This is a genomic window from Hymenobacter sp. FMD4, assembly GCF_058932745.1.
On sequence record NZ_JBZYWH010000002.1, the window covers coordinates 402633 to 415414 of the forward strand.

Consider the following 12782-nt stretch of genomic DNA (forward strand, 5'->3'; position numbering starts at 1 on the left):
ATTGGCTTTCGGCTACCTATGCCCCCTCTTTTCCTGTGAGGATACAGCACGGTTGATACAGCGGTTTTGGCTTGTTGGTCCTTAGATAAGCGGGGTTAGTGTAATGATTTTGTGGTAGCTAAAAGGGCTTTATATGTTTGAATCATCAGCGCAGCAAAATCCAAATAATTACACCGACTAGCTGGTATAAATAGCATTTTTGGTTTCGTCCTTAGAAAATGCTGGTTGGTGTAAAAAAATAGGAGGCCGCGGCAGCAAAAAATAAGTTTGCATCATCCAATAAGCTCTGACGCCATGAAAGACCAACTAGCCAAAACATTGCTTGTGGCAGCTGCCTGTACCGGCGCCCACATTTCCAATGGCCAAGCTGTCACTGCTTTGGCTGGGACTGTGAGTGACAGCGTAACCCGTCAGCCCTTAGCTTTTGCCACCATCGTTGTAAAGAAATATTCCGATCCATCATTTGTGCTGAATACCATGACAAATGATAAAGGTGGATTTAATTTCACTGGATTAGCAGATGGTGATTATTACTTAATCGGAATGTACTTGGGATATAAAAATGTCCGAATAGATTCAGTTGCGGTAAATAATAATTCGGCTGCTAATAATAACCTCGCCATTATTCTGGTTCCAGACCAAAAGCTGCTCAAAGGAGTTACAGTGGTAGGCAACAAGCCGTTCATTGAGCAGCGGGCCGACAAGGTTATCCTCAACGTAGCCGAAAGTCCGATTGCCGCTGGCGGCACCGCCTCGGAGGTTTTGTCCCGGGCGCCGGGCGTGATAGACCAGAATGGCCGCTATGTGGTACGGGGCAAATCGGCACTGGTGCTGCTGGATGGCAAGCTGACCAACCTGGGTGGCTCGGACCTGGCCGATCTGCTCGCCGGCATGCCCGCCAATAGCCTGGACAAAGTGGAGATACTCCTCAATCCCTCCGCCAAATATGATGCGCAGGGTGGAGCCGTCATCAACATCGTCACGAAGAAAAGCACAGCATTCGGTACCAACGGCAGCGTGAATGCCGGCGCGGGAGTGGGACGGTATGCCCGCTACAACGGCGGCCTGAGCTTAAACCACCGCCGCGACAAGCTGAACGTGTACGGCGGCTACGACTACCTGCGCACCCGGCAATATACCCGCACCACCGCCGACCGCATCATCGGTCAGGAGACGCGCATTCAGGAAGAAAGCTACCAGGCGCTGGAGCGCAACAACAACAATGCTCGCCTGGGCCTCGATCTTGACCTGAACAAGCGCCATTCGGTAGGCGTGCTGGTGAGAGGCGCGCTCAACTACCGCGACCGGGAACGAGAAACAAACTCTGCCGCGGCCGTACTCACAGGCCCGCCCCTGGCCACCAACACGCTGCTTACCACCGGTGGCGCGCGTATCCTCAACCCCTCGGTGAACCTGTATTATCGGGCGGTGCTGGATTCGGCCGGGGCCGAGCTTAAGCTCAACGTCGACTACTTCTCCTTTGGGAAGCACTTTGCCGAGGACTACTTCAACCAGGGCTATGATTACCGGGCCGGAAGCGCCATCACGGAAGCGCTGCGTACCAACTCGCCGGCCCAGAACCAGGTGGTGTCGTTCACGGCCGACTATTCGCGGCCCTTCGGCAAAAAAGCGACTCTGGAGGCCGGGTTGAAATCTATCCGCACCACCACCGACAACGACATTCGCTGGGAGCTGTACGAAGGCTCCGCCGGTTGGCTAAACGACGCCCGCCGCACCAACCACTTCGTTTACCAAGAGCACATCAACGCGGCTTACGTCAACTTCAGCAAGTCGGTGAAAAAGGTGGACCTGCAGCTGGGCCTGCGGGCGGAGCACACCAACACCGAGGGCGAGTCGCTGACGCTCAACCAGGTCAACCGGCGCGACTACCTGAACCTGTTCCCCTCTCTTTCGCTGAACTACAACAAGTCGGACAAGCAGCAGTGGGGCATTGCCTACCGGCGCAAAATCGACCGGTTCCGGTTCGACATCGTCAATCCCTTTATTACCTACCTCAGTCCGTATTCCTTTTACCAGGGCAACCCCAACATCCGCCCCTCCTTATCCGACAATTTTACGCTGACCCACAGCTACAACAACGAGCTGTCCACGTCCTTGAGCTACGGCCGCCATACCAATGTGCTTGCCGAGGTGTACCGCCGCGACCCCGCCACAAACGCCATCATCGGCTCCGATGCCAACCTGCAGCGCGCCACCACGGCGGATGGCAGCATGAGCCTGGTAAAGCAGCTGATGACCAACAAGTGGACGACGGTAAATTCGGTTGGGGCCATGTACGTCCGCTACCACACCCCGACTGCGCCCTTGCTCAACCAAGCCCGCGTGGGCTGGTACCTCTCCAGCAACAATACGCTGCGCCTAGCCAAGGGCTACAAGGCTGAAATCTTTGCCTTCTACTACTCGCCCCTGGCCTTTGGCGTGTATTCCTTCCGCTCGCAGTACGGCGGCAGCATCGGGGTATCGAAGTCCATCCTCAAGGATGCCGGCACCCTTACGCTGAACGTGGCGGACCCGCTCAACCTGCAAAACCGGCGCTTTAATCTGCGCGCCGATGGGGTCAACGCCTACAACTACGAGAAACTGGAGAGCCGCTTCGTTCGCCTCAACTTCTCTTACAAGTTCGGCAACAAGAAAGTGAAGCCCAGCAAGAGCCGGCGGACCGGCATCGAAAGCGAAAAATCCCGCATGGACACCAATCAATAATAAATCAACCTTCTTTTCGCAGCCATGATTAGCCTGTTCAAGAAAACCAAATCCCCGGCCGCCAAAGCCCTGCTGGACGACACCCAAATCCTTCTGCTGTCGGATAACGATATGGACCAAATTCTGGGTGGATTTCAGGAACCAGACCACAATGTCATGCCCCGCAGCCCTTACCCCTGGGATACATCCGATGTCTGGAACGCAACGCTACGCGAATGATTATTTACAGGCTAATTAAATAGATAAATACTTATTCAATACAGTAATAGGCAGCAATTAGTCCAGGCAACATATAACAATTTGTGATGAATAAATACCAAAAAGAATTTAATCCCCGGCTATCCTTTTCCAAGGAATCAGTGGCCGACCTCGACGAGCAGGAACTCGAACAGCTCGTCGGTGGCCAGGAAGGATACGCTACCGTGACCAGCACCAATTCCAACATCACCTGCTGCTGGTGCAGCGGCGCCTGGTGCCCGGTTTCGGAACCTGACGAAGTCTGACTTACCCCACATCACGCGTACTGTTTCATCTTTTTTTCAACCCTTTTTCCAACCCTTTTTCCAAACAATTTTATGTCCAAGCACAACGAAGTACCCAACGCCAAGCTGTCGTTCAACAAGGAGTCGGTAGCCGACCTGACCGAGCAGGAACTCGAGCAACTCGCCGGCGGCGAAGCCGCCTACGAGACCGTGCACAGCACCGCTTCCAACGTGACCTGCTGCTGGTGCACCAGCACACGCCCCACGCCGTCTGAAGAAGAAATCCAATAGAGCAACTTCTACAACAGCACTCTTTCTCTCTTTCCAACCCCTTTTTCCAAACAATTTTATGTCCAAGCACAACGAAGTACCCAACGCCAAGCTGTCGTTCAACAAGGAGTCGGTAGCCGACCTGACCGAGCAGGAACTCGAGCAACTCGCCGGCGGCGAAGCCGCCTACGAGACCGTGCACAGCACCGCTTCCAACGTGACCTGCTGCTGGTGCACCAGCACACGCCCCACGCCGTCTGAAGAAATCCAGTAGAACATAGCTACCCAAGGGGTAGTCACTACCGCAGTGTAGTGCTGAAGTATACAGGTGCCGGCAGCGGCCCTGTATACTTCCCCCTGCCGGGGCTGTGCTGAATACTTCCAGCTGCCTGGCAGCCTAGAGCATTGTCTTATCCCTTTCCTGTACGTTATGATTTCGGCAAACTTAACAGACTCCGCCACCCACAAAATACAGCTGATAGAACAAGCTGTATTTGCCAATTATCAAGCCGAGCTGGCGGCAGGCAAGGCAAGAATATCCCTAATGAATGGCGCCTCCAGTTTGGCGCTGCTTTATTACGAACTGTATAGCTTTTCTAAAGACGATTCATATCAGCAAAAAGCACTTCAATTAGTCAATCAAATTGTACTCAAATTACAGGAGCGCGTTACTTCATTTACTTACTGCGACGGACTAGCCGGGGCAGCCTTTTTATTTAATTATCTGCGCGAAAAAGAATTTCTCGGCAGTTCTATCGACGAATTGCTCGTCGATGCTGACCACGCGCTGATTGCCATGATGCGCCATTTGCTGAAGCAGGCTAACCTGGACTTCCTGCACGGCGCCCTCGGCATGGGACATTACTTGTTGGCCCGCCTTGAGCGGTACCCGAACGAGGTTCACCTCATCGAGGCCTGCGAGGCCTTGCTGCAAGGCATAGAGCAGCAAGCGGTAGAAGGCCTGGCATTCAACGAATTTGTGCCGGGCTACACCGACGAAGATGCCCGCTACGTCAACTGCGGCATGGCACACGGCGTGGTGGCCAACTTGATGTTTCTGGTCAAATACCTGCCATTGGCGCCCAACCCAGCCCGGGTGCGCGCCGCTTTGCAGGCCAGCCAACAGCTGTTGCGCCGCTACCGATCCGCTGATGACACTTCGCTTTCCGCCTACCCCTCCATCGTCATGCTGAAGGGCGGCACCATAGAAACGTATTACGGCATTCCGCTGGGCTGGTGCTACGGCGACACGGTGGTGTCGATAGGCCTGTACCGTGCCGGCCGCGCCCTGGGAGATGATGCCCTGGTAGCCGAAGCGCAAGCCTTGGCCGAGCGGGCCACGCGGCGCAGCATCCCGGCTACGGCTCTGACCTACGATGCAGGCTTTTGCCACGGCAGCAGCAGCGTAGCCCACACGTACCGCAAGTGGCTGGCCTACAGCGGCGACGAGAGCTTCCGCCTGCATTACCAAGCCTGGATAGCCCAAACGCTGGACCTGGGGCACCATCCCGACGGACCCGGCGGCTACAAAAAATTTGCCGGTGAAACCTACGAGGCCAAGTTTGGCTTGCTCGACGGCGCCGTGGGCGTGGCCCTGGTGCTGCTGGATTACCTGCGGCCGCATGCCCCCAGCGACTGGGACCGGTTTTTCCTGCTGGCCTAGCCTCGGCTGGCTGAGTTCCTTTTCCTTGCTTATTCCGGAGCTTCCATGAAACACACATACTTCGACAAGGCCGTGGTGCGGGTGCCGCTTTACTCGCTCGACTATTACCAGCAATTCTTCGGGGACGACAAGGCGGCGCTGGCGGCCCTGGTGCGCGACGAGACGTTTCTGAGCGGTCTGTACCTGGCTTCGCCGCAGCTTTACTACGCCGTGCGCAGCCTGCAGCCTGAAGAGCTGTTCGAAGATCATAAGAAGGCCCGGAAGCTTCGCCTTACCCTGGCTAAGTACGTCAACCGGCTTTCCACGCGCTGCACGCCCTTTGGGTTGTTCGCGGGTTGTTCGGTGGTGGATGTACAGCCCGGCTCCACGGAGCTGCAGCTGGCTGAGCCCGCTCAATTTCAGCAGCATACCCGCCTCGACAGCCAGTACCTCTTCTCGTTGACCAGCAAGCTCAGCACGGAAGCCTGGGTGCGGCCTTACCTGAAGTACAGAATTAATACCTCGTTGTACCAGCTTGGCGATGCCTACCGCTACGTGGAATACAGCTACCGCGGCACCAAGCGCCGGTACCAGCTGGTATCCATTGGGCAGCACGAATACATCGACCGGCTGCTGACCTTGCTACGCGCCACGCCGCGGGGGCTGGGCATCAGCGACATCGCCGCCAGCCTGGCCGACGCGGACGTAACGGCTGCCGATGCCACGCATTTTGTGGAGCGTTTGATAGAGGTCCAGATCCTGGTGAGCAACCTGGAGCTTGGCACCACCGGCCCGGTACTGGAAGAGCAAGTGCTGACGGTGCTTACCGAACTGCAGCAGGCCGCTGCCGCCGAGCCCGAGCATTATGCCGCCCTTGGTAGCCTGCTGGACTACCTAGGTCAGCTTCGCCACGGCACCCGGGCAGTAGACGCGCAACCGATAGCCCATAAGATGACCGGTTACCAGCAACTGAAAGCACTGGCTACGGAGTTCAAGCACCCCTTTGAGGAAAATTCCCTTCTGCAAACCGATCTGACCACCACGTTTGCGCAGGGCCAAATTGACTCGCGCGTGGCGCAGGATGTACAAAAGGGCTTGGAAGTGCTGTCGCGCCTGGCCAGCATCCGCCCCAACGCCAAGCTGGACAAGTTTAAGAAAGCGTTTGAGGAGCGCTACGACGCCAGTGTAGTTCCGCTGGTGGAGGCCCTGGACATTGAATCCGGCATCGGCTACGGCAACTTCCTGGACGACACGCGTTCCGATATTTCGGAACTGATCGGCGGCCTGCGGTTTAGCCCCGCCAAGGCCGCTGCCGAGCAAACTACGCTCAGCAGCCAGCACACCGACTTCTGGCTGCCCAAGCTGATTGATGCCCAGCTCCGGCAGGCGCCCGTGGTAAACCTGACCGATGCTGACCTGGCCGCGTATCCGTTCACCGGCCAGCGCCTGACCACCACCTACTCGGTGATGACCTCGCTCTATCAGGATGCCTCCGGGCAGCCAGTAGTATTCCTGCACGGCGTGAGCGGCCCCACGGCCGCAACCTGGCTAGGGCGCTTTGGCAACCAGGATGCCGATATGTACAGCCTGCTGCAGGATGTAGTGGCGGCCGAAACGGCGGCTCACCCCGATAAACTGGTGGCTGAAATCACCCACCTGCCGCAGGCGCGGCTCGGCAACGTGCTGCAACGGCCGGCCCTGCGCCACTATGAAATTCCTTACCTGGCTGGCAGCACGCTGGCCCCTGAGCAGCAACTGCTCATCGAGGACCTGATGCTCTGCATTCGCGACAACCGCTTGGTGCTGTTTTCGCAGCGGCACCAGCGGGAGGTGCTGCCCTATCTTACCAACGCGCACTACTACGGCAATGGCAAGAGCCTGCCGCTCTATCACTTCCTCTGCGACATGCAGGAGCTGAACGGGCAAGCCGGCTGCATGCTGGAGCTGGAAGCACTGCGCAAGCTCTTCAAGCACCTGCCCCGTGTCACGTACGGCAACGTCATTCTGAAGCGGGCCTCCTGGCTGTTTACCCAGCAGGAGCTGGCGCCCGTGCTGCAGGCCTCCGACGCTAAGCTGCCAGCCGCCTTTGCCGCCTTCGCCCGCCAACACGGCCTGCCGGCGGTGTTCTCCATTGCCAAGGGCGACAACGAGCTCATCATCAAAGCCGACAGCCCCTTGCTGCTGCAGGCCTTTGTGGACGAGGTGAAGGACATGCCGCAGGTGATGATTACGGAGGTTCTCTTCGCAGAGCTACGTCCCCTGGTAACCAACGGCCAAGCCGCTGCCTTCAATAACGAAACGCTGTTTTTCTTCCGTCGCGAAGCCGCAGCCGTTACCCCGGCCTTCCGCCACCGGCCCGCCGCCTCGCCAGTGCAGCGCGAGTACCTGCCCGGCAGCGAATGGCTGTACTTCAACCTGTACACCGGCTTCAAGAATGCCGACCACTTGCTGCTGCGCCTGCGCGGTCTGCTTGACAAGCTACAGGCGGCCGGCACGATCGATAAGTGGTTCTTTATCCGCTACTCCGATCCGAAGTTCCACATACGTCTGCGGCTGCACCTGCTCGATGCCCACCGCTACGACGAAGTGTTTAATGAGCTGTACCCCGTGCTGGAGCAGCTGAAGGAGCAGAAGGTGGTTTGGAAGGTGGCCATGGACACCTATCAGCGCGAACTGGAGCGTTACGGGTTCGAGAAGATCGAGCCCATGGAAAATATCTTCTTCCAGGATAGCCGCCTGTGCGTACGCCTGCTGCAGCGCTTGACCCGGGAACCCAAGGAAGAAACCCGGTGGCTGGCCTGCTTGGCCTCCATCGATGGCTACTTCGACCTGTTCGGCTTGAACCTGGCAGAGCGCAAGGCCTTCGTGGAGAGGGTTCATGGTCACTTCACCCGCGAGTTCAATGCCACGGGCACGCCGGCGCGCATCCTGGACAAGAAATTCCGGGACCAACGAGCTGCCATCGTGGGCTTTCTGGCAGGGAGTCATCACCCGGCCCTGGCCGCGGATGTGGCCCGCCTCGTGCACGAGCGCAACGCGGCCCTGGCTGCCGACGTGGCGGAACTGCTCGCCGACGGAACTCCCCGCACCACCTTCCTCGACAGCCTAGTGCACATGCACGTCAACCGCTTTTTCCGCACCCGCCAGCGCGTCTATGAATTCGTGCTCTACGGCTTCCTGCGCAAGTACTACACCTCCTTACTAGCCCAGCAAGCTGTGTCAGCCTAAACCGGCCTGCCGGCACTCCTCAGCTGCCGGCCTAGCATCCGCTCCGCTTATTCGAGTCGTCGTTCGTCAATCCCTTGCCCTATGTTTAGCACCTTTCCGCACTACCCGCAATACGACGAAATGGACTGCGGCCCTACCTGCTTGCGCATCATCAGCAAGTACTACGGGAAGATGTTTTCGCTGGATTATTTCCGCAAGCTTTCCAACACCACCCGGGCCGGCTCCAGCCTGCGGGGCCTCAGCGAGGCAGCCAAGCAGGTAGGCTTCCAAACCCAAGGCATCAAGATCAACTTTGACGCGCTAAAGCAGCGGGCCCCGTTTCCCTGCATTGCGTACTGGCGCCAGCGACACTTTGTAATTGTTTACAAAGTCAAGAAAGACAAAGTCTATGTGTCGGACCCGGCACACGGGCTTATTACCTACAGCCGGGAGGAGTTCCTGAAGAACTGGGCCGTAGCCGACGAAGAAGGCGTAGTGCTGACACTGGATAAGACGCCAACCTTCGAGCAAGCGCAGTCCGACGTAGACGAGCACGCCGAGAGCGTACGTTTCATCTCCAAGTACCTGCTTAAGTACAAGCAACTCCTGCTGCAGCTCTTCGTTGGGCTGGTGGTAGGCAGCCTGCTGCAGCTGCTGTTCCCCTTCCTTACCCAGAGCCTGGTCGATATCGGCATTCAGCAGCATAATCTGAACTTCGTTCACCTGATTCTGCTGGCCCAGCTGCTGCTCTTTCTGGGCAAGACCCTGACGGAGCTATTACGCAGCCACATCCTGATTCACCTCAGTAGTCGGATCAACATCAACCTGCTTTCCGACTTCTTCATCAAGCTCATGAAGCTGCCGCTGGGTTACTTCGACGTGAAGATGACCGGGGACATCCTGCAGCGCATCGGCGACCACCAGCGCGTGGAGCTGTTTCTGACGTCGGGCACCCTTAACGTGGTCTTCTCCTTTATCAGTCTGCTAGTCTTCGGAGTAGTGCTGCTGCTCTATAACCCGCTGATCTTCCTCATATTCCTGGTGTTCAGCGTCATGTACCTCGGCTGGGTGCTGTTCTTTATGAGCCACCGGGCCAAGCTGGACTTCAAGCGCTTCAGCCAACTCTCGCAGCAGCACGAGAAAAACCTGGAGATGATTCATGGCATGCAGGAAATCAAGCTCCACAACGCTGAACAGCGCAAGCGTTGGCAATGGGAAATGCTGCAGGTGAAGCTGTTCCAAACCAGCCAGGAAAGCCTGAAGCTGAGCCAGCTGCAGTCAAGCGGTGCCTCGCTCATCAACGAGCTCAAGAACATCCTGATAACCTTCCTGGCTGCCCGGCTCGTGCTTACCGGCCAGCTTACGCTCGGGGTGATGCTTTCCATTTCCTACATCGTGGGTCAGCTGAACGGCCCCATCCTGCAGATCGTGGAATTCATCAAATCTTGGCAGGACGCGCGGCTCAGCATTGGGCGCATCAACGAGATACACCGCAAAGACGACGAAGAAGCTTTGGTGGGCGAGGGGCTTCCCGTGCCGGCCGGCGACATACGCCTGCAAAACCTGACTTTCAAGTACGACAGCGGCTCCAATCCGGCGCTGCAAAACATCAGCCTGACTATTCCTCACCAGAAGGTCACGGCCATCGTGGGCGCCAGTGGCAGCGGCAAAACCACTCTGCTGAAGTTGCTGCTCAGGTTTTACGAACCCGTGGAAGGCGCTATTACGGTCGGAAACCAGTCGCTTGCTTCCTTTGGCCACAGCAGCTGGCGTGACAAGTGCGGAGCTGTGATGCAGGAAGGCTACATCTTCAACGATACCATCATCAACAACATCGCCGTCAGGGAAGAGGAAGTCGACCTGGATCGGGTGCTGCACGCGGTGGAAATAGCCAATATCCGCGAGTACATCGAGAACCTTCCGCTCCGCTACAACACCCGCATCGGGCAAAACGGGTTGGGGCTGAGCACTGGGCAAAAACAGCGCATTCTGATTGCCCGCGCCGTGTACAAGGACCCAATGTTCTTGTTTTTCGACGAGGCTACCAGTGCTCTGGATGCCAAAAATGAGCGCATCATCAGCGAAAACCTGGACCGCTTCTTTCAGGAGAAGACCGTGGTGGTCATTGCGCACCGCCTCAGCACGGTAAAGAACGCCGACCAGATTATCGTGCTGGAAAACGGCCGGATTGTGGAAGTAGGCGACCACACCGAGCTGATTCAGCGCCGTGGCTTTTACTTCAACTTGGTCAAGAACCAGCTTGAGTTGGGGGCCTAACTACCGGTTTTAGCTTGCTTTTTCTACCCACGAATATGAGTACTGCCATTGCTTCTCCCAAGACAACGGGATTGAGTCAAGAGGTCAAACTGATCTTAGATACACCGCCGAGCTGGGTAATTCGTCGGGGCAACCTGCTGTTGCTGGGCTGTACCTTGTTACTGCTGGTGGTGGCAGGTCTGCAGCCTTATCCGAGCACCGTTAATGGCACTGCCGTACTGACGCTTGGTATTCATCAAGTGGCTGTTCCGTTGCCGGGGCCGTCAAGCGCGGTGCTGCTACGCGTGCAGCACGGCGAGATGGTGCAGCAAAACGAGCTGCTGGCCATCGTGCGGCAGGGCTCGGCCGAACTGGCCGTTACCGCGCCTATCGCGGGCCGGGTTAATCTGGCTGGTCAGACAAACAACCAGCAGCTTACTATTCAGCCCCACTCAACCGAAAATTGTACGCGTATTCGCTTTACCCCAAGCCTGGCCTCGCAGGTGCGGGTTGGCCAGCAAGTGCGCATCAGCCTCACCGATGACAAGCTGCAACAAACACAGACGCTAACCGGCACAATAGCCACGGCCAGTATAATGGAAGAAAATGGCCAACTGTCCGCTGAGGTCAAGCTGGATGAGCCGCCGCAAAACGTCTGGGAAAGCTACTCCCAAGGCAAAACCCAACACCTGGCCTCAGCACAGGTTATTATCCAACAGAAATATCTATACGAGCGTTTTTTACATCTATAAAACAGCTTGTCAGCAGAGTGAACAGGAATTTGTAGTAAGCCAAGCGCCACCTGCTAGCAGGCGGCGCTTGGCTTTTCTCATGTCTTGCACCTTAAGTTGAGTTTTCAGCTTTCGATAGCCGTGGGCGGTCATGGTGTTCTGACCTGAAGGTGAGTAGGTGTGCCGCGCTAAGCCCACGCCAGTTAGGGGCTGATAAGCTATAAACTACGGCATCAAAAAGCGCCACCGCTGTGGGCGGTGGCGCTAAGAAATTCGCATCCAAATCAAGACCCCAGCGGACCTAATCGGTTGGGTTGGCCATGGCTGTAACCGTCACGGTGCCCATACGAGCCGAGCGCTGCACGGTGGTGTGCATATCCAGCATATAGCGATACACCTCCTTGCCTACTTTCACCACGAGGGCGTACTGACCATCGGGTAGGTCACGCATGTTGAGCTTCTGCCCAAACGACGGCTGGTAACTGCCGCTCCAGTGCAGGGTAGCGCCGTCGCGCACGCGCATTAGCTTGACTATGCCCCACTGCAGCTTGGGGTTGCTCACCCGCACCACGTAGGTAAAGTCGGCAACCTGATCCACGTAGACGGGTTGGGGAATGCCTGTTGCGGCCTGCGCGGCTGGGCTGAAGCCAAGGCCGGCGCAGGCAGCCAAAAGGAAGAGCCCAGGGGCTGATTTTGGTAGTGTTTTCATGGCGTTGAGAGGAAGTGGTAAGGGTTAAGTATTCCTGTCTTACTGCTTATAAGACAGGGCGTTGATGTAACCCAATGGGCGCGCTTTTCGCGTCGGCGATGCCTCCCAGCCATTGCATATTTTGGCGAAAATGGTGTTCTGCAGAAAATAGATTTTGGATGACTTCGCGACGCCTTTCAGGTAGTGCTGGCGCTGCTCCTCGGCTAGTGCTTGCAAGGTCGAATCTAGGATAGGCAGATGCTGTTGTTGCACCATGCCCGGCACTCCGTCGAACTCGTCCGGGGCGGTGTGATTGGCTTCGGCTCATTACCCGCCTGTTGCCGGCTCGTAAGCTAGCGGCCAGGCGTGGCCAGGCTGATGAGGCTGGCGCGGCGTAGCTGCGTCGTGCGCAGGTCCAGGGCGAAGCGGTGCGTTTCCCGGCCCAGCTTCACCACCACGGTGTACTGGCCGTCGTTCAATTGGCTGACGTTCAGCTTTTCACCAAAGGCGGCCGCGGTGCTGGCTTTGTGGTGTAGCACAGTCCCGTCGGCGGTGCGTACTAGCTGCAGCTGACCCGGCAGTTGGGCTGGGTTGCTCACCCGGACCACGTACACGCACTCGCCCACCTGCTCCACCGATACGGGCTGGCTAGTGGGGGCTGGACCTTGGGCAGTGACGGTGCGGCTTGCACCCATCAGGAGCAGGCCAAATAAAGCGGCAGTTTGCAGGAGCGTTTTCATAGTTTCAGAAGGGTTGGGTTGACGATGGAAAGCCAGCCGCAG

The 12782-nt window shown here is 57.2% G+C and carries 12 protein-coding genes; 9 read left to right on the plus strand and 3 right to left on the minus strand.

Features of this window, described 5'->3' with window-relative positions:
• Positions 1 to 294 precede the first annotated feature (294 nt).
• The 9 genes from AC5FXY_RS03730 (at position 295) to AC5FXY_RS03770 (ending at position 11333) form a co-directional block, all read left to right on the plus strand.
• Complete coding sequence (locus AC5FXY_RS03730) at positions 295 to 2724, plus strand: TonB-dependent receptor (RefSeq protein WP_493555287.1); 2430 nt, start codon at positions 295 to 297, stop codon at positions 2722 to 2724.
• A gap of 24 nt (positions 2725 to 2748) precedes the next feature.
• Complete coding sequence (locus AC5FXY_RS03735; protein WP_493555288.1) at positions 2749 to 2943, plus strand: hypothetical protein; 195 nt, start codon at positions 2749 to 2751, stop codon at positions 2941 to 2943.
• Between the two features lie 86 nt (positions 2944 to 3029).
• Positions 3030 to 3227: a class I lanthipeptide gene (locus AC5FXY_RS03740; RefSeq protein WP_493555289.1), complete on the plus strand. Its 198-nt coding sequence runs from the start codon at positions 3030 to 3032 to the stop codon at positions 3225 to 3227.
• 72 nt (positions 3228 to 3299) lie between these two features.
• Positions 3300 to 3497 carry a class I lanthipeptide gene (locus AC5FXY_RS03745; protein WP_493555290.1) on the plus strand — a complete coding sequence of 66 codons (198 nt, stop codon included), beginning with the start codon at positions 3300 to 3302 and terminating at the stop codon, positions 3495 to 3497.
• 58 nt (positions 3498 to 3555) lie between these two features.
• A complete protein-coding gene (locus tag AC5FXY_RS03750; RefSeq protein WP_493555291.1) occupies positions 3556 to 3750 on the plus strand; it encodes a class I lanthipeptide in 195 nt (64 codons plus the stop codon).
• A gap of 270 nt (positions 3751 to 4020) precedes the next feature.
• Positions 4021 to 5139 (plus strand): lanthionine synthetase C family protein, encoded by a 1119-nt coding sequence (locus AC5FXY_RS03755; protein WP_493555292.1) that lies wholly within the window; start codon positions 4021 to 4023, stop codon positions 5137 to 5139.
• A 45-nt stretch (positions 5140 to 5184) separates the two neighbouring features.
• A complete protein-coding gene (locus tag AC5FXY_RS03760; RefSeq protein WP_493555293.1) occupies positions 5185 to 8346 on the plus strand; it encodes a lantibiotic dehydratase in 3162 nt (1053 codons plus the stop codon).
• Positions 8347 to 8427: 81 nt separating this feature from the next.
• Complete coding sequence (locus AC5FXY_RS03765) at positions 8428 to 10602, plus strand: peptidase domain-containing ABC transporter (RefSeq protein ID WP_493555294.1); 2175 nt, start codon at positions 8428 to 8430, stop codon at positions 10600 to 10602.
• Positions 10603 to 10637: 35 nt separating this feature from the next.
• Complete coding sequence (locus tag AC5FXY_RS03770) at positions 10638 to 11333, plus strand: hypothetical protein (RefSeq protein WP_493555295.1); 696 nt, start codon at positions 10638 to 10640, stop codon at positions 11331 to 11333.
• Positions 11334 to 11613: 280 nt separating this feature from the next.
• Here AC5FXY_RS03770 and AC5FXY_RS03775 read toward each other — a convergent pair whose 3' ends face one another.
• The 3 genes from AC5FXY_RS03775 to AC5FXY_RS03785 all read right to left on the minus strand — a co-directional run bounded on the left by AC5FXY_RS03775 (position 11614) and on the right by AC5FXY_RS03785 (position 12740).
• On the minus strand, positions 11614 to 12021 hold the full coding sequence (locus AC5FXY_RS03775; RefSeq protein WP_493555296.1) for a hypothetical protein: 408 nt from the start codon (positions 12019 to 12021) through the stop codon (positions 11614 to 11616).
• A 39-nt stretch (positions 12022 to 12060) separates the two neighbouring features.
• A complete protein-coding gene (locus tag AC5FXY_RS03780) occupies positions 12061 to 12237 on the minus strand; it encodes a hypothetical protein (RefSeq protein ID WP_493555297.1) in 177 nt (58 codons plus the stop codon).
• A gap of 116 nt (positions 12238 to 12353) precedes the next feature.
• Complete coding sequence (locus AC5FXY_RS03785) at positions 12354 to 12740, minus strand: hypothetical protein (RefSeq protein ID WP_493555298.1); 387 nt, start codon at positions 12738 to 12740, stop codon at positions 12354 to 12356.
• Between the last annotated feature and the right edge of the window lie 42 nt (positions 12741 to 12782).

Bases quoted from the DNA above. Each gene is read 5' to 3' on its own strand.
- AC5FXY_RS03730 (WP_493555287.1), top strand. From the start codon at position 295: ATGAAAGACCAACTAGCCAAAACATTGCTTGTGGCAGCTGCCTGTACC.
- AC5FXY_RS03735 (WP_493555288.1), top strand. From the start codon at position 2,749: ATGATTAGCCTGTTCAAGAAAACCAAATCCCCGGCCGCCAAAGCCCTG.
- AC5FXY_RS03740 (WP_493555289.1), top strand. From the start codon at position 3,030: ATGAATAAATACCAAAAAGAATTTAATCCCCGGCTATCCTTTTCCAAG.
- AC5FXY_RS03745 (WP_493555290.1), top strand. From the start codon at position 3,300: ATGTCCAAGCACAACGAAGTACCCAACGCCAAGCTGTCGTTCAACAAG.
- AC5FXY_RS03750 (WP_493555291.1), top strand. From the start codon at position 3,556: ATGTCCAAGCACAACGAAGTACCCAACGCCAAGCTGTCGTTCAACAAG.
- AC5FXY_RS03755 (WP_493555292.1), top strand. From the start codon at position 4,021: ATGAATGGCGCCTCCAGTTTGGCGCTGCTTTATTACGAACTGTATAGC.
- AC5FXY_RS03760 (WP_493555293.1), top strand. From the start codon at position 5,185: ATGAAACACACATACTTCGACAAGGCCGTGGTGCGGGTGCCGCTTTAC.
- AC5FXY_RS03765 (WP_493555294.1), top strand. From the start codon at position 8,428: ATGTTTAGCACCTTTCCGCACTACCCGCAATACGACGAAATGGACTGC.
- AC5FXY_RS03770 (WP_493555295.1), top strand. From the start codon at position 10,638: ATGAGTACTGCCATTGCTTCTCCCAAGACAACGGGATTGAGTCAAGAG.
- AC5FXY_RS03775 (WP_493555296.1), bottom strand. From the start codon at position 12,021: ATGAAAACACTACCAAAATCAGCCCCTGGGCTCTTCCTTTTGGCTGCC.
- AC5FXY_RS03785 (WP_493555298.1), bottom strand. From the start codon at position 12,740: ATGAAAACGCTCCTGCAAACTGCCGCTTTATTTGGCCTGCTCCTGATG.